Origin of the sequence: Bacillus sp. CGMCC 1.60114 (assembly GCF_042676365.1) — a bacterium.
Classification (GTDB): domain Bacteria; phylum Bacillota; class Bacilli; order Bacillales; family Bacillaceae_G; genus Bacillus_A; species Bacillus_A rhizoplanae_A.
Genome location: NZ_JBHTHG010000073.1, coordinates 1 through 23,629, shown reverse-complemented (window position 1 = coordinate 23,629; position 23,629 = coordinate 1). Strand labels below are relative to the sequence as shown.

Annotated in this window: 18 protein-coding genes, 9 tRNA genes, 1 rRNA gene and 2 pseudogenes; 5 read left to right on the top strand and 25 right to left on the bottom strand. The window is 38.5% G+C overall.

Annotated elements, in window-relative coordinates; all coding sequences use genetic code 11:
* Positions 1-129: 129 nt before the first annotated feature.
* The 3 genes from dctP to ACFQZ1_RS11285 all read right to left on the bottom strand — a co-directional run bounded on the left by dctP (position 130) and on the right by ACFQZ1_RS11285 (position 3,846).
* Complete coding sequence (dctP, locus tag ACFQZ1_RS11295; protein WP_377882281.1) at positions 130-1,407, bottom strand: C4-dicarboxylate transporter DctP; 1,278 nt, start codon at positions 1,405-1,407, stop codon at positions 130-132.
* A 122-nt stretch (positions 1,408-1,529) separates the two neighbouring features.
* Positions 1,530-2,228, bottom strand: coding sequence for a response regulator (locus ACFQZ1_RS11290; RefSeq protein ID WP_377882280.1), 699 nt, complete (start codon positions 2,226-2,228; stop codon positions 1,530-1,532).
* On the bottom strand, positions 2,218-3,846 hold the full coding sequence (locus tag ACFQZ1_RS11285) for an ATP-binding protein (protein ID WP_377882279.1): 1,629 nt from the start codon (positions 3,844-3,846) through the stop codon (positions 2,218-2,220). Before ACFQZ1_RS11285 ends, ACFQZ1_RS11290 begins: the two co-directional genes overlap by 11 nt.
* 60 nt (positions 3,847-3,906) lie before the next feature.
* On the opposite strand from ACFQZ1_RS11285, the gene ACFQZ1_RS11280 reads away from it, so the two are divergent.
* The 4 genes from ACFQZ1_RS11280 (at position 3,907) to ACFQZ1_RS11265 (ending at position 7,951) form a co-directional block, all read left to right on the top strand.
* On the top strand, positions 3,907-4,974 hold the full coding sequence (locus ACFQZ1_RS11280) for a TRAP transporter substrate-binding protein (protein WP_377882278.1): 1,068 nt from the start codon (positions 3,907-3,909) through the stop codon (positions 4,972-4,974).
* A 436-nt stretch (positions 4,975-5,410) separates the two neighbouring features.
* Entirely contained in the window at positions 5,411-5,560 is a 150-nt protein-coding gene (scfA, locus tag ACFQZ1_RS11275; protein ID WP_377882277.1) for a six-cysteine ranthipeptide SCIFF, read from the top strand.
* Positions 5,561-5,688: 128 nt separating this feature from the next.
* The gene (gene scfB, locus ACFQZ1_RS11270; protein ID WP_377882276.1) at positions 5,689-7,095 is read left to right on the top strand and encodes a thioether cross-link-forming SCIFF peptide maturase; all 1,407 of its coding nucleotides are present in this window, start codon (positions 5,689-5,691) and stop codon (positions 7,093-7,095) included.
* A 349-nt stretch (positions 7,096-7,444) separates the two neighbouring features.
* Positions 7,445-7,951 carry a mismatch-specific DNA-glycosylase gene (locus ACFQZ1_RS11265; RefSeq protein WP_377882275.1) on the top strand — a complete coding sequence of 169 codons (507 nt, stop codon included), beginning with the start codon at positions 7,445-7,447 and terminating at the stop codon, positions 7,949-7,951.
* Positions 7,952-8,031: 80 nt separating this feature from the next.
* Here the strand turns inward: ACFQZ1_RS11265 and ACFQZ1_RS11260 are convergent, their stop codons facing one another.
* From ACFQZ1_RS11260 to ACFQZ1_RS11245, 4 genes and pseudogenes are all read right to left on the bottom strand, one after another.
* Positions 8,032-8,829 carry a putative protein N(5)-glutamine methyltransferase gene (locus ACFQZ1_RS11260; RefSeq protein WP_377882328.1) on the bottom strand — a complete coding sequence of 266 codons (798 nt, stop codon included), beginning with the start codon at positions 8,827-8,829 and terminating at the stop codon, positions 8,032-8,034.
* 358 nt (positions 8,830-9,187) lie between these two features.
* A pseudogene (locus tag ACFQZ1_RS11255) lies at positions 9,188-9,283 on the bottom strand (VOC family protein); the annotation flags it as partial.
* Positions 9,278-9,412, bottom strand: a pseudogene (locus ACFQZ1_RS11250) (aminoglycoside phosphotransferase); the annotation flags it as partial. The pseudogenes ACFQZ1_RS11255 and ACFQZ1_RS11250, both read right to left, overlap by 6 nt.
* A gap of 396 nt (positions 9,413-9,808) precedes the next feature.
* Positions 9,809-10,993 carry an FAD-dependent monooxygenase gene (locus tag ACFQZ1_RS11245; protein ID WP_377882274.1) on the bottom strand — a complete coding sequence of 395 codons (1,185 nt, stop codon included), beginning with the start codon at positions 10,991-10,993 and terminating at the stop codon, positions 9,809-9,811.
* A 340-nt stretch (positions 10,994-11,333) separates the two neighbouring features.
* Between ACFQZ1_RS11245 and ACFQZ1_RS11240 the strand changes: the two genes are divergently transcribed.
* A complete protein-coding gene (locus tag ACFQZ1_RS11240) occupies positions 11,334-12,770 on the top strand; it encodes an amino acid permease (protein ID WP_377882272.1) in 1,437 nt (478 codons plus the stop codon).
* A 212-nt stretch (positions 12,771-12,982) separates the two neighbouring features.
* Here the strand turns inward: ACFQZ1_RS11240 and ACFQZ1_RS11235 are convergent, their stop codons facing one another.
* The 18 genes from ACFQZ1_RS11235 to rrf form a co-directional block, all read right to left on the bottom strand.
* Positions 12,983-13,279 (bottom strand): RNA polymerase alpha subunit C-terminal domain-containing protein, encoded by a 297-nt coding sequence (locus ACFQZ1_RS11235; RefSeq protein WP_377882270.1) that lies wholly within the window; start codon positions 13,277-13,279, stop codon positions 12,983-12,985.
* A gap of 147 nt (positions 13,280-13,426) precedes the next feature.
* Positions 13,427-13,798: an iron chaperone gene (locus ACFQZ1_RS11230; RefSeq protein WP_377882269.1), complete on the bottom strand. Its 372-nt coding sequence runs from the start codon at positions 13,796-13,798 to the stop codon at positions 13,427-13,429.
* Between the two features lie 448 nt (positions 13,799-14,246).
* Entirely contained in the window at positions 14,247-16,049 is a 1,803-nt protein-coding gene (gene glmS / locus ACFQZ1_RS11225; protein WP_377882268.1) for a glutamine--fructose-6-phosphate transaminase (isomerizing), read from the bottom strand.
* 485 nt (positions 16,050-16,534) lie between these two features.
* The gene (gene glmM / locus ACFQZ1_RS11220; RefSeq protein ID WP_377882267.1) at positions 16,535-17,881 is read right to left on the bottom strand and encodes a phosphoglucosamine mutase; all 1,347 of its coding nucleotides are present in this window, start codon (positions 17,879-17,881) and stop codon (positions 16,535-16,537) included.
* Between the two features lie 2 nt (positions 17,882-17,883).
* Entirely contained in the window at positions 17,884-19,200 is a 1,317-nt protein-coding gene (locus tag ACFQZ1_RS11215) for a CdaR family protein (RefSeq protein WP_377882266.1), read from the bottom strand.
* A complete protein-coding gene (cdaA, locus tag ACFQZ1_RS11210) occupies positions 19,193-20,017 on the bottom strand; it encodes a diadenylate cyclase CdaA (RefSeq protein WP_377882265.1) in 825 nt (274 codons plus the stop codon). The genes ACFQZ1_RS11215 and cdaA overlap by 8 nt, the downstream gene beginning before the upstream one ends.
* Before the next feature lie 203 nt (positions 20,018-20,220).
* Entirely contained in the window at positions 20,221-21,114 is an 894-nt protein-coding gene (rocF, locus tag ACFQZ1_RS11205) for an arginase (RefSeq protein ID WP_377882264.1), read from the bottom strand.
* 159 nt (positions 21,115-21,273) lie between these two features.
* Positions 21,274-22,425, bottom strand: a complete 1,152-nt coding sequence (locus tag ACFQZ1_RS11200; RefSeq protein WP_377882263.1) for a glycerate kinase — start codon at positions 22,423-22,425, stop codon at positions 21,274-21,276.
* A 281-nt stretch (positions 22,426-22,706) separates the two neighbouring features.
* Positions 22,707-22,779: transfer RNA gene (locus tag ACFQZ1_RS11195), tRNA-Ala, on the bottom strand.
* A gap of 7 nt (positions 22,780-22,786) precedes the next feature.
* Positions 22,787-22,858 (bottom strand) — tRNA-Gly (locus tag ACFQZ1_RS11190).
* A gap of 5 nt (positions 22,859-22,863) precedes the next feature.
* Positions 22,864-22,939: transfer RNA gene (locus ACFQZ1_RS11185), tRNA-Lys, on the bottom strand.
* Between the two features lie 5 nt (positions 22,940-22,944).
* Positions 22,945-23,019: transfer RNA gene (locus tag ACFQZ1_RS11180), tRNA-Gln, on the bottom strand.
* Between the two features lie 69 nt (positions 23,020-23,088).
* A tRNA-Tyr gene (locus tag ACFQZ1_RS11175) sits at positions 23,089-23,172 on the bottom strand.
* 16 nt (positions 23,173-23,188) lie between these two features.
* A tRNA-Val gene (locus ACFQZ1_RS11170) sits at positions 23,189-23,264 on the bottom strand.
* 5 nt (positions 23,265-23,269) lie between these two features.
* Positions 23,270-23,344, bottom strand: a tRNA-Glu gene (locus ACFQZ1_RS11165).
* A 23-nt stretch (positions 23,345-23,367) separates the two neighbouring features.
* Positions 23,368-23,440, bottom strand: a tRNA-Thr gene (locus ACFQZ1_RS11160).
* A gap of 3 nt (positions 23,441-23,443) precedes the next feature.
* Positions 23,444-23,518 (bottom strand) — tRNA-Asn (locus ACFQZ1_RS11155).
* 9 nt (positions 23,519-23,527) lie between these two features.
* A 5S ribosomal RNA gene (rrf, locus tag ACFQZ1_RS11150) occupies positions 23,528-23,629 on the bottom strand; the annotation flags it as partial.

The following is a 23,629-nucleotide window of genomic DNA, read 5'->3' as shown; positions in this document are numbered from 1 at the left end:
CTAATTTCTAAAAAACTACCCACCTGTTATAGTGGATAGTTCTTTTTACTTAATCCTTTAGTTATTTACCTTTTATCATTGTGCTCTTCATTCCTTTTAAAACAAGCAAGCTTTTTCACTATTTATGCATTATACCGCTTCCTTCGTCTCTTTCAATACTTTCATCCCAGAAACTGCTTCTGCATATTTCTCTTCATCAAATTCGTTTTCACTCTTTGCAACAATTATTGTAGCAATCCCATTTCCAATTAAGTTTACAATGGCCCTTCCTTCACTCATGAAGCGATCGACTCCAAGAAGTAATGCTAATCCTTCTAAAGGAATAACCTTTAATGCTGCTAACGTAGACGCTAATACAATAAATCCACTTCCTGTCACACCTGCAGCCCCTTTAGACGTTAACATAAGCACTAAAATGATTGTAATTTGCTGTCCAATTGTTAAATCAATACCAAATACTTGTGCCAAAAAGACAACTGCCATTGATAAATAAATAGACGTACCATCAAGATTGAAAGAATAACCTGTTGGAATAACAAGACCAACAACAGATTTTGAACATCCATATTGCTCCATCTTATTCATCATTCTTGGCAGTACAGATTCAGAAGAACTTGTTCCTAATACGATTAATATTTCATCGCGAATAAACTTTAAATAATTCCATAAACTAAATCCATATATCTTACAAATAATATTTAAAACAACAAAAACGAATAGGAACATCGTTATATATACCGACATCATTAATTTTCCAAGTGGCACAAGCGAAGCAAGTCCAAAGTAACCGATTGTATATGCCATAGCACCAAATGCCCCGATTGGTGCAGCTTTCATTACATAACCAATAATGTTAAAGAATACATGTGAAAGTTTATCTAAGAAATCAATCACTGATTTTCCTTTTTCTCCAAGAGCCGCTAACCCTATACCAAATAAAATTGAGAAGAATAATACTTGTAAAATATCACCTTTTGCAAACGCATCAACCATATTAGAAGGAACAATATGGGTTACAAAATCAATCCAGTTAATGCCATGTCCCCCGTGTTGTGTATATTTTGATACGTCCCCTTTTGCAAGTTCATTAAAGTTAAGGCCTTCTCCTGGCTTCATAACATTTACAACAATTAAACCAACAATAAGTGCAAATGTAGTCACAACCTCAAAATAAATAAGAGCTTTTCCCCCGACCTTACCAACCTTTTTCATATCTCCCATTTTAGCAATACCGAGTACAATTGTTAAAAAAATAATCGGTGCAATTACCATTTTTACAGCATTGATAAATGTGTCACCTAACGGCTTCATTTCTTTACCAACACTTGGCCAAATTAATCCAACTAACACCCCAAGCACAATAGCTGTTAACACTTGAAAGGTTAAGTTTTTAAAAAGTCGTTTCACCTTTCTTCTCCCTCCCCTAATTTTTCTAAATTTTCTATCTGTTAGTTTCTAACATAATGATAGCGTTTACATTAAAAAGAGAGAAGTTTATGGTCATAACGAATATTTTGTTCATTTTGGTCTTATTTTTTCGTTTCATGAAACATATAACGGTTAATCGGTCTTCCAACTCCGCCATACTGAACCGCCAAATGAATAACACCGCTTTTTTCCAAATAATCTAAGTAACGACGAGCCGTCACTCTAGCTATCCCAATTGCACGTGCCACTTCTTCAGCAGAACGCGGTTCTTCTTGCTGCTTTATATACGTTACAATTTCATTTAATGTAAATTCGTTCAAACCTTTTGGTAAATTGCTCATCGTTCTCTCAGAACGCCCAGAATATAATAATAAATCCAACTGTTCCTGTGAAATAGACCCAGAATCTCTCAAACTTATTCTATATTGGCGATACTTCTCTAATGCTTGCTGAATACGATGTAACTTAAAAGGTTTAATAATGTAATCTATCGCTCCATTTTGCAGCATGAGTTTGATTGTTTCCCTATCTTTAGCAGCAGAAACAACAATGACATCCGTTTCTAATTGGTGTTGTCGAAATTCCTGCAATACCTTAATTCCATCCTTTTTAGGCATAAAGATATCTAAAATAACAAGATCTGGATTCATTTTTTTCACAAAGCCAATCCCCTCCTCACCATTACTCGCGATAGCGATTACTTGAAATCCTTTTACACTTCTTATAAACTCTTTATTTACTTCCTGAACCATTGGATCATCTTCTATTAACACTACTTTAAATTCCTCTTTACATGCCATACGATTCCGCCTCCATCTCCATTGGAAAAGTAATGATAAAAGAAGTTCCTTCATCTTGAAAAGATGAAATCCTAATTTCTCCTCTTCCCTTTTCAACAATTTGTTTTACTAGAAAAAGGCCATAACCTGTTCCGCTACGCTTATTCACAGTAAACTCTTTCTCATATACCCTAGGTAAATGCTCTTCTTTTATTCCACAGCCATTATCTTCAATTAATATCGCACACACGTCCTCTGACTGCTCAATACTAATATCAATTCTTCTATTCTCAACCTCAATCTGTTCAAATGATCCGAATGCATTTTCTATTAAATTTCCTAATAATACAACGAAATCGTGTTGATCTAATTGGTATGGAAAAGCCTCCAAATAACTATTTTGATCGATAACGACTTGAATTCCGAGCTCTTTTCCTCTACTAACTTTACTTAAAAGAAGACCTGCAACGGCATCATTTTTAATTGTCTCATTTAAAAAATTTGTTACATTTTCTTGTTCTTCCGAAGTGTTATATGCAAGTTGTAATGCCTTGTCAGCTTTACCAAGCTGAATTAAACCTGCTATTGTATGAAGCTTATTCATATGTTCATGACTTTGCACACGCAATGCCTCTACAAAATTCTTCACTCCAGTTAATTCTTCCGCAAGCTTTGTTACTTCAGTACGATCTTGGAAAATTGCTACAGCTCCAATTAATTCATTCCCCTTCTTAATAGGGATACGATTACTTAGAATAACCTTCCCGCTTACTTTTATCTCTTCATTGTATACAGCCTGATTTTTCTCCACGATTTCTGGAAGCCTTGTATCCTGTAATATTTTACGAATAGGCTGTCCTACAACATCTCCATTTACATGAAAAACTTGCTTTGCTTTCTCATTGAAAACGGTAATAATTTCTTTATTATCAATTGCGATTACACCCTCATTCATTGAATGAAAGGTCGCTGTCCTTTCTTCAAGTATTCTTTTAATTTCATATGGCTCTAACTGAAACATTTGCTTTTTTATATGGTTGGCTAGCATTAATGAACCTATCAATCCAAATATTAAAGTTAATATGACTATAAAAAGAATTTCTCCTCGTAATTCAATCATAATTCCCCAAAAGCTTGGTATTTTATTTCCCACAACGACAACACCAATTTGGTTTAAGCTTTGATCTTTAATAGGCATAAACGCCCGAATAACAGTACCTATTTCTCCCGTTGCTTTTGAAAAATAAATATGCTCTGCAAATGCTGGTTCTTCATCCGCTCCTTTTGAAGGTTTCCCGATCATTTCTTTCACGGGATGCGAATATCGAATTCGTTCCATATTCATAACTACAATATAATCTGTTTCATTAATTACTCTGATCTTTTCAATAACAGAATTTAATGTAATCCATCCATTTGCTTCTTGAAGAGCCCTCTTTACATCTGACATTTCTGCTACCGTTCGCGCTGTATTCATAGATCTAATTCTTAATTCTTTTTCTTCTTTTTGTTGAATATTTGCGATTATAATTCCTCCGCCAATCATGAGTGAAAATATAACTACTGCATAAGAAAGAATCGTTATTTTCCAACGAATCGGTAGTTTTCTCACTTTTTGCCCCCCTTCCTCTAGATGCATCTTTACGAATAGAAGTCTTCTCGGTATGCTTACAATAACAACCTCAAAAGGAGAACTAAGATGAAAAAAGCAGCTACTTTTATACTCCTTTTCATCGTCTTAATTGCAAGCGCTTTATTTATTAAATATCAGGGTTATTTTTCTCAAAATAAACTCTCATATGATGATGACCAAGAAGGATTACAAGACCAAATCGTATTTAAATTTAGCCACGTTGTAGCAGAAAACACACCGAAAGGACTTGCTGCCAACAAATTTGCTGAACTCGTTAATGAAAAATCAAATGGTAAAATAAAAATAGAGGTCTTTCCTAACGGAAGCTTATATTCTGATATAGAAGAATTTCATGCTTTAAAATCTGGACAAGTACAATTTATTGCTCCCTCTACATCAAAACTTGGAGCGTTCTCCCCTGAATGGGGCGTACTTGATTTACCATTTGCTTTTTCAAGTTATGAAGCCTTACAAGAAGGCTTAAACGGAAAAATTGGGGAACAATTACTTCAATCCTTACAAAAAGATGGAATAAAAGGGCTTGCTCACTGGTCCAACGGCTTTAAACAAATCACTTCAAATAAAGGACCCATTTATACGCCCGAAGATATAAAGGGACAATCTTTTCGTATCATGCAAAGTGATGTAATCAAATCCGAATTTGATCTATTAAAAGCTACCACATATCAAGATTCATTTAATTCTACATATCAATTAATTGAATCAAGAAAAGTTGATGGTGAAGAAAATACCATTTCAAATATCTACTCTAAAAAATTCTATAACGTTCAAAACTATTTGACAATTACTAACCATGGATATTTAGGATATGTTGTCATGATGGATCAAAAAACCTGGGACAAACAAACGGAAAAAACAAAGAAAATATTAAGGGAAGCAATGGAAGAAACAACTGCTTGGAATAATCAACAATCCATTCAAATGAACAAAGAACAACTTGAACTCATTAAACAGAACTCATCAATACAAATTCATGAATTAAACGACGAACAACGAAAAGAATGGGAAAAGGCACTATCACCTATATACGACAAACTTGCTCCTACGATTGGAGAGAATTTGGTGAAGGAATTGCAGGGATTACAGCGGAAGTACGACACACAAGTTCCGTAATAACTAGAGACTGTTACAAAATTAAAAAATAGACACATAAAGTGAAACTTCCATCAGGGGATCTTACCGCCCTTTAATGCTGGATAAAAAAATCCGTCCTTTCTTGAGATAGTTGAAGGTACTATCTCAAGAAAGAACGGATTTACTATTATGACTTGGGAACCTAAAGCATAATTATCTGTTCAAAAAGTAAAAATTAACGATTAAATGCCCATTGAATTATATATAGCGAACTTTCCGCAGTATTAAGACATTAGGAATGATTGACGTAAATCTACAGTGTTGTTAAAATTATTGTTGGAATTAATGTGAAGGAATTCACAATATTTGACCTTTAATGTGAAACTATTCACAAATATCACCCCTTAATGTGAAGGAATTCACAATATTTAACCCTTATTTCTTCAAAAAACATTTAAAAAAGGAGTTGTGCGTTATGAAAAGAATCGTAACACTGAGCACTCGTAAACTGACGGATACTATAAAACATGGTGGGTGCGGTGCATGCCAAACATCTTGCCAATCCGCTTGCAAAACGTCTTGCGGAGTTGCAAATCAGAAATGTGAAAACACAATGAATAGATAGGAAATAAGAAATGTACCGCCCAACTACTTTCCAGATGGGCGGCAATTTTTATTCTGGTATTCGCGGGCAGTAAAAGCCTCTCTAATGAAAGTTTCACTTTATAGACAAAAGGAGCTTGATTATCAAGTATGATTCATCAATATAAACTAAACGGATACAACATCGTGCTCGATACCTACAGCGGATCGGTACATGTTGTCGACGACCTCGCCTATGAAATTATCGCGCTTTATGAGACTACTCCTGTGGAAGAAATCATAACAATGATGCTAGAAAAGTACGCACATGATTCCGACATCCCCGAAAAGGACATTCGAGAAACAATCGCAGATATTGAAGAGCTAAAAAATGATGGGCAACTCTTTACTGAGGATGAATTTAAGGACCTCTCAATTGATTTGAGAAATCGTCAAACTTATGTAAAGGCTCTCTGCCTCAACGTCGCGCATACCTGTAACCTATCATGCGAATACTGCTTCGCCAGTCAAGGAAAATACAACGGAAACAGAGCAATCATGAGCTATGAGGTTGGACAAAGAGCCATCGATTACTTACTGGAAAACTCCGGTCATCACCGAAATCTCGATGTCGACTTCTTCGGTGGAGAACCACTTATGGCCTGGAAGATCGTCAAGCAAGTTGTGGCTTACGCCAGAAGCAAAGAAAAAGAGTACAAAAAGACTTTTCGCTTCACCTTCACTACAAATGGTATGTTGCTGAACGATGAGATCACCGATTTCTTGAATGAGGAAATGTATAATGTCGTATTGAGCCTTGATGGAAGAAAAGAGGTCCATGATCATCTTCGCAAAACAGTCACTGGAAAAGGAAGCTATGATTATATCGTTCCTAAATTCCAAGAATTCGTCAAAAAGCGTGGAAACAAAGAATACTCTATACGTGGAACCTACACCCATAACAATGTGGACTTCACCAATGATATTTTTCATATCGCAAACCTTGGTTTCGACAAACTCTCGATGGAACCGGTCATCTGTGATCCAAAAGAACCATATGCACTCACTGAGAAAGACCTCCCAGTGATTTATAACCAGTACGAAATTCTCGCCAAGGAAATGCTGGAGCGCGCGGAAAAAGGTAATGGCTTTACCTTCTACCATTACATGCTTGATCTCTCAGAAGGTCCTTGCATTCAAAAAAGAATTTCCGGCTGCGGTTCAGGAACGGAATATCTCGCTGTTACACCATGGGGCGAGCTCTTCCCTTGCCACCAATTCGTCGGAGATGAAGAATACAGCATGGGAAACATCTGGGATGGAATCACAAAACCAGAGACGCAATGCCAATTTAAAGAGAGCAACTGCTACTCGAAGCCAGAATGCCAAGACTGCTGGGCGAAACTTTACTGCAGCGGCGGTTGCCCCGCCAACGCGCTGCACGCAACCGGTTCCCTCAATGGAATCTACGATTTCAGTTGTGACATCTTCCGTAAGAGAGTTGAATGTTCCATGATGGTTAAAGTAGCTGAATCCATCAGAGCTATGGAACACGGTGAACAGGCCATAGCTGAATAAACATAAAGGTGCAAAAAGAGACTGGACATAAATCAGAAAAAAATCTGGTTTATGCTCAGCTTTTTTGAAAATATTTCAATGCCTTTGTTTAAATTTAATGATATATCCATCCTTAGAACAGCTTAAATCTATCTTTAAAAACAAGAATGATAAAAACACTTTTTCGGCCTATAACTTTTTTAACGGCCAGAAGTATCATGAATTTTGTCCGTTTTTGATTCACTTAAACTTCCCCCTTACATCTTTCTATAAGCCGTTTAATCCAACACACTGAGAAGAAACTAAAAAGGTTGTGGTAAAATAAAAAAACTTTATCAGTTTATATTCCATATAAGGAGGCAGTGTATTCTTGAACCTAGTTAATGATCATATTAAAAAAGGTTTAAAAATTTTGTTTGTCGGCTTTAATCCCAGCATTCGCTCAAGTGAAACAGGGCATCACTTCGCCAATCCTAATAATCGTTTTTGGAGAATTCTCCATGAAGCGGGACTAACACCGAGAAAATATGATGCTTCGGAAGACTATAAATTATTGGATTTGGATATGGGCCTTACAAACATAGTAGCAAGACCAACTAAAGCAGCAGATGAGATTACCAAGGAAGAGTATAAAGAGGGAAAAGAAATTCTAAAGCAGAAAATTACACAGTTAAAGCCAGAAGTAGTCTGTTTTGTTGGAAAAGGTGTCTATCAAGAGTATAGCGGCTGGAAGATAGCTCCCTGGGGACAGCAGCCTGAATCAGTCATACCTGGAACAATTGATTTTGTCGCCCCCTCCTCAAGCGGATTAGTAAGAATGAGGCTCGAAGAAATTGTTAAGATTTATAAGCAGCTGACTAAATTAGTATGCAAGTAAGACAGCGGTAGGTATTTGGTATCGTCGTTTTTTGGCAATAAAGTGCAACTTTCATCAGAGGGGGATTTTTCATCCCCCACCTATCTTCTTTGTTTTTCTTTAAATCTTGAAGTGAAGGTCTTGCTGTACGCTAAAGCGGGTCTGGTTCCTATGACAACAGTGGCATCCAGTTCATTAGAACAGGCCACCTGCGGTATCAACCCATTATGAGCGAAGATCTCGACGGTTTGCTTCGCCTGCCGTTCACTAGTCTCGACCAGCAAATGGCCGCTAGGTGCCAGCCAATCTGGCGCCGCAGCCGCCACTCGTCGCTGAACATCAAGTCCGTCCGCCCCCCCATCGAGCGCTACATATGCTTCATGTATGCGAGCCTCTGGGGGTAACAACCCAATTGCCTCGGTAGGTACGTAAGGTGCATTAACAACCAAGACGTCAACGCGGCCCCTTAGTGTGGCGGGTAGTGGCTCGTAGAGGTCACCTTCGTACACATGACCACCAACGGTAGTGACGTTACGCAATGCGCACCGTACCGCGGCTGGGTCAATGTCAGAAGCGTGTAACTCAATCCCGGCCTGTACTGAGGCCAGAGCAGCCCCCAACGCACCCGAGCCGCAGCACAGGTCAACCACGACCGCTCCTTGTCTGGTAAGGGCGGCAGCCTGGCGGACGAGAAACTCAGTGCGGTTCCGGGGCACGAATACTCCCGGGTCTACCTCTATTCGCAGACCACAGAACTCCGCCCAACCAATGACGTGCTCGAGAGGCAAGCCAGCCACTCGTCGGTCCACCATGGCGGCGAGATCGTCCGGCGTCTTGGCCGCGGAAATAAGCAACCGGGCCTCATCTTCGGCAAAAACACAACCAGCGGCGCGAAGCATAGTTACGATACTTGTACAAATGTTATCTACATGAAAACTACCACAATTGACTTTCTCGAAGCTTAAAGATGCTTTCCTTGAGTCCATAAATTCCCCTCATTCCCCTCTTCCTAATCTATCCGTTAGCTTAGTAAATTAAATTGCAGCTCAATTTAACCTTTTTTCAGTCTACAACTTTATTTTCATCGGACACTTGGAACTGAAATTTCCCTTAGTACACTTTATAAAAAAACACACCAAAAGAGATGTCATCATGATTGATATATCTTTTGGTGTGTTTTTAAATGACTTTATTATCACTCAACATTAAAACGACTAAAATTCATTTTGATGTTTGTTTCTCCTAGAATTTTGTGATTTACTTTTTTTCCATAACTGCAAAATAATTGTTTTCATTATCAGCAAAGTTAAATACTCTACCAGAAGGCATACTTACAATTTCTCCGACTGTGATTTCTAATACCTTTGGGACGTGAAGCCCACGTGAATAAGCGTATTCTTGTTTCTTTGCCGCGTATAAAGATTCTGTATTTGGAAAGTGTTTTTTAAACACTTTCACAATTTTATTATCACAAAGATATATCTTTGCTGTATTCTATATAGCTATTGGATTACCTAGGTTCAATTATTTTCTCTCCTTAAAATAATGTCCTGTACTTTACCTAATAAATTCAATGTAATTATAGTGAAACCCTTTTGCTGCTAAACTACCCCTTTAATTAAATAAAAAAGATCCTGTAAAACAGGATCTAAGCAAGCTTTAGAACATCGTAACATTTTTTAAAACGTCGCGACTTTATGCAAATGTTACTTTAAAATAACGTTTGTTCAAAATACGTTCTTAAAATATTCTATTGGATCATTCTTTTATAAAAAAGTTTGATCCTTTTTGTAATCTTTCCCCCATTAAAACGCTCGATTGCGGAAAAGCAACAATATTATTAAAGGTGCTCTGAAACTTCCCTCTTAAATATCTATATTAATAATCTTTCAGTTCAATCTCATTGGAAGCTTTCACTATCATTTTCGTAATCATCTTAAACATTGCGCCCATAAGGATGGGTACACGCAACATTAAATTGCGAAGAAAGATTTTGGATTTTGAGCTTTCGATCATGCCTCCAGCTGCTGTTAGCCCTATTTTTTGATTTTTCTCAACAAAATTTCTCATCTCTTTTTCATAGGCAACAAAGGCACGATCGTAATTGCCATGCGCAGCTTTCAATTCACCAGCTAGTACATAAGCTCCGACAAGTGCGAGGCTAGAACCTTGACCCGAAAGTGGTGATGGACCATACGCCGCATCACCTACCAATGTAATCCGCCCCTTTGACCATGTCGGCATATGAATCTGGCAAATCTCATCAAAGTAAAAGTCTGTCGCCTCTTTCATAGTTTTGAGTAGATGTGGAGTTTCCCAACCCGTATGATCTTGGAAAGCATTGTCTACAAGTTTCTTTTGGGCTTCCACATCATAGCGATCGTACTTCAATGCCTCTGATTTGAACACGAACATACCCTTTGCTTCAGTATTATCACGGGCACTATACATACCTACAGTTTTGCCTGGCATCGTATAAAGCAACTGGTGGTGGTCGAGGTTAAGGTAATTCTCAAGGGTAAAAATCGAGATATAACAGCCAAGAGTACGTTTAAATTGTTCTTTGTCACCAAAAATTAAGGTGCGCACATTGGAATGGAGCCCGTCCGCACCGATGACCAGATCGAATGTTTGCGGCTTGCTACGAATAAATTGGACTTCTGCACCTGCTTCAGTCTCATGTATAGCGGTAATCGAATCGTCCCAAATATATTCGACCGTATTCTTGGTCAAGTCGTACAAAATACTACTAAGGTCCTCGCGCATGATTTCGATATCCAGCCCCTGCTGATTCCCCATACTCGCTTCGCTTATTTTACCTTCGGTTTTGCCTTTGCTATTCACGAAGTAAACACCAGTCATGTGCGTGTCAGCTGCACGAACTTGATCGAGTATCCCCATCCGCTTAAGCACCGTAATGGCTACACCACGAATATCAACACCATATCCACCTGGGCGCAATGCGGGCGCACGTTCTACTACAGTCACGTCGAAGCCGTAGCGGTGAAGCCAGTAAGCTAATGCCGGCCCAGCAATGCTCGCACCGGAAATAAGGATGCGCATCGTTTGTTCACTCCTATCCTAATTAAAGTCATACAACATATCCACAGTATATTCACGGCCTATTTTATATATGTAACGCAGTAAAATAATAGAAATCTAATTATTTAACAAAACGACCGAATATGAAATTTTGAATAAACTATTCAAAATTTCATATTCGGACAACATTTTAAACAATGAAGAGCTTACAAAATTCAAGCATGACGCGAATTGTATAATTGGTATGGTACTTGCAATAGAGGAGAGTGAATGAAATTGTTTAAAAAAGACTGAATTTTCAGCATTCAAAAGAAAGGAGGGAAACAAGCTAGGATACAGGAAAATCGAAAGGGGGCTTTTTATGCAAACAAAAATCAAGCAGGAAACGAATAACATGCAGCAATATCACTACAAGCAAGAATTACAGAGGTCTTTAAAGTTTTTTAGCTCTTTTGCAGTCGCATTTTCATTTATGTCCATCACAACGGGTATTTTCACAAATTTTGGTTTTGTTTTAAACAATGCGGGGCCCGCAGGTATTTGGACGTGGCCAATTGTATTAGCAGGTCACTTGCTTGTCGCTCTTGTTATTGCCGAATTGGCAGGAAGAATGCCGCTCAGCGGCTACTCGTACCAATGGGTGACGCGTCTAGCAAATCAAGGATTAGGGTGGTTTTCCGGCTGGCTCGGATTTTGCTTTTTTGTCATTGTCATTCCTGCCGTCGATTTCGGCCTGGCTCCACTCATTGCTGATGTATTCGGCTGGAATATCGTGGGGAAAACCCTTTTGTATATTGCACTCGCAACCCTACTGCTACAGGCTGCCCTCAACATTTTTGGCGTAAAACTGGCTTCTCGTCTCAATGACATTGCAGTATATACCGAAGTGATCGGTATGGTGGGCATTCTTGTTATTCTTGCTGTTGTTGCGCTATTCACAACTCCAAATTGGGATATGCTAACAAATATTGGCGCGCAGAAAAGCGGCACGTACCTTGGCGGCTTTGTGATTGCTATGTTAATGGGATCGTGGACCATGGTTGGCTTTGAAGCGGCGGCGAATCTTTCGGAAGAAACAATTGACGCAAGTAAAAATGTACCACGTGCTGTATTTTTCGCGTTACTGATTGGTGGTATCATTGGGTTTGCTTTTCTTTTTACTGTTACAATTTCCATCACAGATTTAGCCGATGTGACAGCTTCTGCCAACCCGCTTCCACTTATTATTAAAACAAAGCTCGGCCAATTCATCGGCACTTTGTTTATGCTTCTTGTTATCATTTCCATTTTTGCATGTGGATTAATCGGAATGGCTTCCGCTTCCCGTGTCATTTATGCAATGGCGCGGGACGATGTATTTTTTGCTTCACGTTATTTTAAAAAGGTGAACCCAGGAACATCCGTACCGGTAAATGCGATTTTGCTTGTATTAGTTCTTGATATTATAGCGATCCTATTCTCTGATTCTTTAACTTTACTAGTCGGATCAACATCTGTTGTTCTTACCGCTTTATACTTCATAACAGTTTTAGCTTACTATTTGCGTAGAAAAGATTTGCCTGACGCGGAGACGTTCAATTTAGGGAAATGGAGAGCCCCTGTCACGTATGGCGCTTTAATATGGCTCGTGTTCGAAATGGGAGTATTGACTATCCCTGATATGTTTCATGGAGTGGCAATTGTAGGCGGAACACTATTTGCAACGGGAGCTCTTGTATATTTTGTGTTATTCCGAAGCAAGATTAAAGCAGGAAAAATCGGGATTCAAAATACAAGCATCGATGAAGGACACTCGTAAGCAATCCCTCGTTACTGAAGTGAACCCTGAAAATGGACAAACATCAAAACACTGAAATTACCTGTTCGCTATATTCTTTAGTGGACAGGTAGTTTCATTTTTCTTGAATTTGCACAGAATTAATTGTAGTAATTAAGGGTTTATCCCAGATTTAAGTTTCGGTTTTATAAAAAAGTTTGATCATTTTCTATCAATAATGTTCTGCAATCGTTCTATTTTGGTCTAAATGATAACCCATTTGTCTGCAAAGCAGTCTTAAGTTTAGGTAAAGAGCTTGGTCCCATACCATGAAATTGCAAAATCTCGTCTTCACTAAAGTTTGATAGCTGTTGTAAAGAAGATATTCCATTGTTTTCTAATGCTCGTCTGGCTGGTGCTGATAGTAATGAAAGAAATCCGTTGTCAGGTTTCCGTTCTTTCTCACAAATCGGGCAGGTGGGACAATCGCTACTTTTATAGTATTTGTGCCCTTTGCTGCAAGTTCTTAAATTTCTCTTTGAAGTTGTCATTTTTGATGTCTCCTTTTCCTAAGAACTGGGGTAGTATTTTGACGGGCGTTCGCATACGGCTACTATTGAGCTGTTGGCGCCTTAATTGAGTTGCAAAAACGCATGACATTTTTTCGTGTCATGCGTTTTTTGATAAGGCGTGATGTATTATTTTCGCCAAAAATTCGTATATTCTGCTTTATCCTGAATATTAAATTCAATCATTTTCTCAAACAATTCGTAATTTACCGGCTCACTCCACGGAATTCGAAACAAGCCTTTGGTAGCGCTGTACCCAGCTTGTACAATGTCATCAGCAAAGTGCGCAATGCCTACTTCTTCGGGTGAAACGCTCAAATGATGCTTCGCTGTGGAAAAGCCGATAATAAATGTGCCATGATCGGTAAACATTGGCGTATTCCACTTGATTTGCGGTTCCAAATTTGGGAATTTATTAGCAACCCACGCCAAAATTTCCTCTGTTCGGCCCTGGTGGTCGGGGTTATCGATACCTGCTAAATATTTTAAAAAAACTTCCATGTCACTCTCTCCTAAAATAGAAAATTATTTTTGAACGATGTAATTTTTCATGCCAATACGCCATGACATCAATTCCACCATTTGCAACCTCATCCGTATCTTTGACAGGATACTTAGACACTCGGTTTATAATCTAACCTCATTGTGTGTATATATAATAAGGTTGTTTAATTTTGCTCTTAAAGATGCAGCAATTACCTACCGATAGATTTGATAGATGGTATTAAACGACTTTATTATTTTTTTAACAACTTTATTGTCACTGCGCACCAATTTCTATTCCTCGTCCTTCTTTAATCCACTTATCAACTTTAGATGTTCTCGTTCTTTTAGACATAAAAAAACACCCCGTTAGATAATCATATCCAGCGGGGTGAAACGGTGCAACTTTTTAAAAACAGTTAATCTTTATTTCAAAGCCACAAATATCTATCAAATTACCAAACTCTTACTCAACAGTAACTGACTTAGCTAAGTTACGTGGTTTATCAACGTCACACTCACGGTGAAGCGCTGCATAGTATGCAATTAACTGTAATGGAATAACTGCTACAAGCGGTGCTAGTGCTTCGTGTACAGTTGGTACGATGAAGCGGTCGCCTTCCATTTCTAAGCCTTTCATTGTGATGATGCAAGGGTTTGCTCCGCGTGCTACTACTTCTTTTACGTTACCACGAATACCTAAGTTTACGTGCTCTTGTGTAGCAAGTGCGATAACTGGTGTACCTTTTTCAATTAGCGCGATTGTGCCATGTTTTAACTCTCCGCCAGCAAAGCCTTCTGCTTGGATGTAAGAGATTTCTTTTAGCTTTAATGCGCCCTCTAAACCAACATAGAAGTCAACGCCGCGGCCAATGAAGAAACAGTTGCGTGTTGTTGCTAAGTATTCTTTTGCAATTGCATCCATTTCATCTTTTTGATTGCAAAGTACTTCCATTGCGTTTGCAACAAGACCAAGTTCTTGGATTAAATCAAAATCAACTGCTAGGCCTTTTGCTTTTGTAATATCAGCTGCTAAAATCGCTAGTACTGCAAGCTGTGCTGTATATGCTTTTGTAGAAGCTACTGCGATTTCTGGGCCAGCATGTAATGGTAATGTGTAATCAGCTTCACGAGACAGTGTAGAACCTGGCACGTTTGTAATTGTTAATGCCTTATGTCCCATTTCATTTGTTTGCACAAGTACTGCACGGCTATCTGCAGTCTCACCACTTTGTGAAATGTAAATAAAGAATGGTTTTTCTGTTAATAATGGCATGTTGTAAGAAAATTCACTTGCTACATGTACTTCTACTGGTACTTTTGCAAAACTCTCAATGAATTGTTTTCCAACAAGACCTGCATGATAACTTGTTCCACATGCGATGATATAGATACGATCACTTTCTAAAATCGCATCACGAATCTCTTGATCTAGTTCGATTTCGCCATCTTCATTTTGGTACTTTTGAATAATGTTACGAATTACAAGTGGCTGTTCATCAATTTCTTTTAGCATGAAATGAGGATATGTTCCTTTTTCAATGTCACTTGCATCTAATTCTGCTGTAAATGGTGCACGATCAATCGTTTCACCTTGTAAGTTTTGAATTGTAATCTTTTCTTTTGTTACAAGAACCATTTCTTTATCCATTAACTCGATAAATTGATCTGTAACTTGTAGCATTGCCATTGCATCACTTGCAACAACATTAAAGTTATCTCCAGTTCCCACTAATAGCGGGCTTTTGTTTTTAGCAACATAAATCATGTCTGGGTTTTCTGCATCAAGTAATGCCAATGCATATGAACCATGTAATAGTGTTAACGTTTTACGGAATGCTTCTTCTACCGTCAAACCTGTTTTCACTTGTTTTTCCATAAGCTGAACGATTATTTCTGTATCTGTTTCACTTACAAAGTTCACATCTTGAAGATATTCATTCTTTAATAGCTCATAGTTTTCAATTACACCGTTATGCACAAGGGTAAAGCGCTCTGAAGCACTTTGATGTGGATGTGCGTTAACCTGACTTGGTACACCATGAGTTGCCCAACGTGTATGACCGATTCCCACGTTTGCTGCAACATTTTCATCCACGATTTCGCGAAGCTTTGCAATACGACCTTTTTCTTTAAATACAACAACACCATTTGTTGCTTGTACTGCAATACCAGCTGAATCATATCCACGGTATTCTAGCTTCTCTAAACCTTTTAATAAAATTTCCTTTGCATCCTGTTCACCAATAAATCCTACGATTCCACACATGTTTTGTCGCCGTTACAATATGCTTATGCTTTCTCATAAACATATAACGACATATTCCGATCTTATTTTTTTACACATACAAAAACGGATTTTACATATCGCTAGCTTTGTAAGCTTGTAACGGCTTTCACCTTCCTCTCATTTTGGTTTCAGTCCGTATACTTCATACTGCTAGTGTAATCCGTTCCTCTTCTCTCATCACACTTTCACCTTTGTCCATTAAGTCACCTTAATGCTTTAAGTAAAAGTTTTCGGTTGTGATGAACAACCGGGAGCCATCCGCCGAAATCTCGATAAACTCCTCCTCGTCAACTACACCTTAGGTAGTTCTGGCGCTTCTTACTTCAATCTATTTTGCAGAGAAAAAGAACAAAATCATCTTATAACAAATGGAATAAAGCGTCAATGAAATTTTTTCATTGCAGATAAAAATTATATGCAAAAGGAGCACGAAGTGTGCTCCTTTTTATTATAAAATCTCGCTGTTATTCAGCTCCAACTTCTGCTTTTACAACTTCTACAATACGATTTACATATTGATTACAAAGCTCTTGTGTTGGCGCTTCTGCCATGACACGAATTAGCGGCTCTGTACCAGAAGGACGAACAAGAATACGGCCATCGCCATTCATCTCTTCTTCTACAATATGAATAATTTCTTTAATTTTTTCATTTTCTAATGCTTGTTTTTTGTCTGTTACACGAACATTCACAAGTAATTGCGGGAATTTTGTCATTTCACTTGCAAGCTCAGATAATGATTTTTTCGTCATTTTCATAATGTTTACAAGTTGAAGTGCGCTTAACATTCCATCACCAGTTGTAATGTAATCTAAGAAAATAATATGACCAGATTGTTCACCGCCAAGGTTATAGCCACCACGTTTCATTTCTTCCATTACGTAGCGGTCACCAACAGCTGTTTGATCACTTGTAATACCATTTGCTTCTAAAGCTTTATAAAAGCCTAGATTACTCATGACCGTTGAAACAACTGTATTATGTTTTAATTTTCCAGATTCACTCATATACTTCGCACAAATGTACATAATTTGATCGCCATCTACAATATTTCCTTTTTCGTCAACAGCAATTAAACGGTCACCATCTCCGTCAAACGCTAGACCGATATCAGCACCTTTTTCTTTCACAAACTCTGCTAATACTTCTGGGTGCGTAGAACCTACGCCCTCGTTAATATTCATACCATTTGGCGCTGTTCCCATTGTGGAAATATCCGCTTCTAAATCAGCAAATAAATACGGTGCTAAAGAAGATGTCGCACCGTGCGCACAATCTAATGCGATATGTAAGCCCGCAAAATCTTCATCCACAGTTTGTTTAATGTATTGTAAATATTTTTGTCCGCCCTCAAAGTAGTCGTTTACTTGACCTAATGCTGTCCCCACAGGACGTGGAAGCTCGTCTACTTCTTTATCTAATAATGCTTCGATTTCTTCCTCTTGTTCGTCTGTTAATTTAAAGCCGTCTGGGCCAAAGAACTTAATTCCATTATCCTGTACAGGGTTATGAGATGCAGAAATCATTACACCAGCTTGCGCATCTAACGCTTTCGTTAAATAGGCAACCCCAGGAGTAGAAATGACACCAAGGCGCATTACTTCCGCTCCAATTGATAATAATCCAGCTACTAAAGCACCTTCTAACATATGACCAGACACACGTGTATCACGACCAATAATGACTTTTGGACGCTCTGTATTCTTTGTTAATACGTAGCCACCAAATCGGCCAATTTTAAATGCTAATTCAGGCGTTAATTCTTTATTCGCAATACCGCGTACGCCGTCAGTACCAAAATATTTTCCCATTACTATTCGCTCCTTCTTTCTTGCTCATTTCCTTTATCCGGCTTCTGCTCCGGCTGACCTTGTACTTCTTTTCCCGCTTCTTCTTTCTTCTTTGCAAGTTCTACCTTCGCATTTTTTTGTTTTAATTCTAATGTGACATTATCGGGACCAGTAATTTGAATTGGAACATCCTGTGTTCCTACATCCATATTTCCTAAATTAATTGATGCTTTAATCTGTGCTGCATCTACTTTTTCTACAACACTTGCATCCCCAAAAATATCAACACTGATTTTTTCATTTGCCGGGTCTAAAAGTTTCATTGTTAATAAATCCGATAATCCATTTACCTGCAAAGGAATACCGTCTATTGTTTTGCTCTGTTGCTTTTGTACTTCAACTGTTACCTTTACTTGGCTAGGTTCTGCTTTTGTAACACCCTTAGGTAAAGAAACAGAGGCATCGAAGGTTGTAGACTCTGTAATTTTACTTAAGTCTACTTCGACGCCATCAAGAGATGTAATATTATCAAGTACTTCTTTTGAACCATAAATCTTTACTTCACTTGGTTCAACTTTTATTTTCGTTACAGTTATACCCTCTTGTAAGCTCCCTTTTTTCGTTACACCTAAGGAAACTGTTTTTTCAGGTGATGAAACTGGTATAGTGACATTGACAGTAGAAGAACCTGTTTTCAAATCCAAACGATTCCCATCTTTATCATACAATACAATTTTCGCTTCTTTTGTGACCGTTTTATTAACACCCTTCAAATCAACATACGCTCGCACAAGTGCAATTCGCGAAAGCTCTTCCTCTGTACCGGCTACTTCAACAGTATTAGGCTTTACAGTAGGTTTGTCTACAACCGTTCCTGCCTGTAGTTGATTCTCATTTAAATACTTCACTTCTACAGGAAAAGATTTTACTTCTTTCTTTTGAATTGTAACTTTTATTTTCGCTGGCTGAACCTTCAAATGCAAATTGCTCGGAACTCCACTATATTTTAAAGGAATCTCGTATGTCCCCGGTGTATACCCTCGCAAATTGACAAACACCTCATACTGTCGTTTCACTTTAGCTGCAGCTACAACATTATTTTGGCCTTCAAGGGTAACTGTTACATTTTCTGGAATACCACTTACAATATACTTATCCTCGTCATAGTAAGCAGATACCGGAACTCCTGATATTGTTTCTGTTGTATCTCCTACCGGAAAAGGCGATGGATTAAAATTACCTGATACATTTTTATCTAGGTTTGTTGACATGTAGAGCATAATTGCCAACAATAATGAAATTCCCCGTAAAAACCAATGGTTATCCATTAACTTATCCATGACGTTTTCTCCTCCAATTCCATAAAGATGAAGAAGATTCTTTTATATTTCCACTTAGCTCTTTCATAAGCATTTCCCTTAATTGTTCACTTTTCAAATCACGATGTAATTCACCATTTTTTGTTAAAGAAATTTGCCCAGTTTCTTCTGATACAACTATTGTCAAACTGTCTGTTACTTCACTTACTCCCATTGCTGCCCGGTGACGCGTTCCTAATTCTTTAGAAATAAACGGGCTTTCTGATAATGGTAAGTAACAAGCAGCTGCTTTAATAGTATTTCCTTGCATAATGACTGCTCCGTCATGAAGCGGTGTGTTCGGTATAAAGATATTAATTAATAGCTCTGATGAAATATTTGCATTCAGTGGGATTCCTGTTTCAATGTAATCCCCCATACCAGTCTCTCTAGCCATTGTAATAAGCGCACCAATGCGACGTTTTCCCATATATTCTGTTGCCTTTACAACAGCATTAACGACAGACTCCTGTTCATCTTCCTCTTGATTACTTCCACGTGAAAATAAACTTCCTCGTCCAAGCTGCTCAAGGGCACGTCTTAACTCTGGTTGAAAAATGATAATAATCGCTAAAAATCCCCAAGTTAATGCTTGATCCATAAGCCATTGCAATGTATGCAATTCAAAAACATAACTTAAAATGCGAACAATAATAATTACCGTAATCCCTTTCAAAAGTTGTACAGCTTTTGTACCGCGGATTACAAGAATTAATTTATATATAACAAACCATACAAGGGCGATATCTACTATACTGCTGAGATATTTCAAAAAAACATTCATATCTCCAAAAGGCATTCTGACCCTTCCTCCATCTATATGTAATTTACAACAACTAGTTAATTATAACATACATTATATGAACCACAATTTCAAACCTCCTTCCTAAACCTGACATACAATCGTTAGATATCAGACTTCAAAAAGGGGTTATTAACATAATTTGTTGCTATACCTCTATTTTAAAATAAAAAAAGCAGCTTTTCAGCTGCTTTTTAAAATTATTTCAACTTTTCACCAAATAAAGATCCCATTAATGCAACGGCTGCAATTGCAGTTTTATTTTTCTCATCTAAAATTGGATTTACTTCCACAAACTCAGCAGATGTAATAATACCTGATTCAGCAAGCATTTCCATTGCCAAGTGGCTTTCACGATATGATAATCCCCCCATAACTGGCGTACCCACGCCAGGTGCGTCATGTGGATCAAGACCGTCTAAATCTAAAGATAAATGTACGCCATCTGTATGTGATAAGTATGCAATTGTTTCTTCCATAACTGCCGTCATTCCCATACGATCAATTTCATGCATAGTGAAAACTTTAATACCCTCTTTTTGAATAAGTTCTTTCTCCCCATCATCTAAAGAACGAGCACCAATGATAACCACATTTTCTTTTTTCACTTTCGGATACTCACCGTATAAATTAACAAGTGATGGATGACCATGTCCTAAGCTTGCAGCTAATGACATACCATGAATATTACCAGATGGAGAAGTTTCTTCTGTATTTAAATCTCCATGCGCATCATACCAAATAACACCAAGATTTTTATAATGTTTGGCAACTCCAGCAAGTGTTCCAATTGCAATGCTATGATCACCGCCCAGTACAAGCGGGAAACTTTTTTTCTCAATAATATTATCAACTTTACTTGCTAGTTCGTGACATACTTTTACAACTTGTTCAAGATTTTTTAACTTTTCATTTTCATTTATTTGAACTTCTCTTTCAATACATATATCCCCTAAATCTTCAACGTTATATCCTATATTTTGAATTCTTTCAACAACTCCAGCATAACGAATTGCACTCGCTCCCATATCAACACCGCGGCGCGTTTGTCCTAAATCCATTGGTACTCCCACAATTGAAACTTCTTTCTTCATAGATGATCTCCCCCTTTTATGCTTTCACTAAATATTTTAAATCTTTTCTATTATCTGACTCAACTCAACATTTTTTTGTATTTATATACACTTAATACAATGTAAAGGAGCGTTAAAAGTAGATTTTCCGGTTAAAGTATGCATAAAAAAAAACATCTCTTACGAATAGAGATGTTTTTGTAATCCAAGTTTCCATACAGCTGCAATATTTCGTGCTGTTATACAAATATTTTCTTTTCCCATTTCATATGCTTCTTCTAATGTCATTACCCCTGAAACAATGCTAAATACCGCATCAATACCTTCTTCATAAATAGGAGTATGATTCGAATGAACAGCTCCAGCAATTGCAATAACGGGAAGATTATGCTCTTTAGCACGTTTTGCCACTCCTATAGGTGCTTTCCCATACACTGTCTGTGCATCAATTCGCCCTTCTCCCGTAATCACTAAATCCGCATCTTTCAAATGAGCATTAAAATTCGTGTAATCAAGTACAATATCAATACCTTTTCTAAGGGCACCATGTAAAAAGGCAAGGATAGCTGCTCCAAGCCCACCAGCAGCTCCAGCTCCCGGAATGAATTCAACATCAATATCAAGAATTTGTTTGATTAATTGAGCATAATGCTTCAAATTACAATCTAACCGCCCTATCATCTCGTCTGTGGCACCTTTTTGTCTTCCAAATACAAACGATGCTCCTGTTCTTCCTGTTAACGGATTCTCAACGTCACAAGCTGCTTCAATTTTAACCTTCTTTAAACGAGAATCTAACTGTGACATATCAAAAGAAGTAATATATTCTAAATTCCCACCATTCGGCTCTATAACGCGATTATTGCTATCAAAAAAACATACACCTAAAGCAGATAACATTCCTGCCCCTCCATCATTTGTAGCACTTCCCCCAAGTCCTAAAACAATACGATGAACTCCTTGTTCTAGCGCGTGTAAAATAAGTTCTCCTGTACCTCTTGTTGTCGTTAAGAGTGGATTCCTTTTTTCAAGTGGAACATGGTGTAAACCAGAGGCAGCTGCCATTTCAATAAAAGCAGTCCGTTTATCTGAGGAGAGACCATAAAATCCTTCTACTAAATCCCCTAATGGACCTGTGACAGGAACATTCACGACTTTTCCCTGTGTTGCATCAACAAGAGCTTGTACCGTCCCTTCTCCGCCATCTGCAATGGGAATTTTTACATATTCTTCCTCTGGATATATAGAGCGAAATCCTTTCTCTATTGCTTTACATACTTCTAATGCAGTTAAGCTTTCTTTATAGGAATCAGATGCAATGATAATCTTCACATGAAACAACTCCCTTTTACTGTATGAAAAACCATTAAACATTTTACAAGATATATCTCACTCTAATTTATCGAAAAATTGACAAGAAAGCTCTATCTTCAAAATGAGTAAGATAGCGGAATAGAGTAAAACTTCCATCAGTGGGGGTTTTCTTCATCCTCCACCTAGCTTCTTCGATTCTCCCTCAATCTTGAGGTGGGGGTCTTACTGCCCGCAAATAGCGAGATAAACAAAAAAGCTTGAAATCCTATATTGGACTTCAAGCTTTTCTTTTATGTGTATGGAGCCTAGCGGGATCGAACCGCTGACCTCCTGCGTGCAAGGCAGGCGCTCTCCCAGCTGAGCTAAGGCCCCAAGTTGAAGCGGAAGACGGGATTCGAACCCGCGACCCCAACCTTGGCAAGGTTGTATTCTACCACTGAACTACTTCCGCAAAAATGGTGAGCCATGAAGGACTCGAACCTTCGACCCTCTGATTAAAAGTCAGATGCTCTACCAACTGAGCTAATGGCTCTTAAATGGCTGGGCTAGCTGGATTCGAACCAGCGCATGACGGAGTCAAAGTCCGTTGCCTTACCGCTTGGCTATAGCCCATTAATATTTACTAGTATGCTTGTCTCACCAAAAAAATAAACCTTTGTAAGGTTATTTTTTAAAAATAAATGGTGGAGGGGGGCAGATTCGAACTGCCGAACCCGAAGGAGCGGATTTACAGTCCGCCGCGTTTAGCCACTTCGCTACCCCTCCGACATTGAAAATTATATGGTGGAGGATGACGGGATCGAACCGCCGACCCCCTGCTTGTAAGGCAGGTGCTCTCCCAGCTGAGCTAATCCTCCAAAAGTGGTGACCCGTACGGGATTCGAACCCGTGTTACCGCCGTGAAAGGGCGGTGTCTTAACCACTTGACCAACGGGCCAAAAAGTTTAAATACCTCTCGCAAGCTTCCAACCGGGCTTGAACCGGTGACCTCTTCCTTACCATGGAAGTGCTCTACCAGCTGAGCTATGGAAGCATATGGCTCCGCAGGTAGGACTCGAACCTACGACCGATCGGTTAACAGCCGATAGCTCTACCACTGAGCTACTGCGGAATAATGCAAGCCTGGCAACGTCCTACTCTCACAGGGACAAAGTCCCAACTACCATCGGCGCTAGAGAGCTTAACTTCCGTGTTCGGTATGGGAACGGGTGTGACCTCTCTG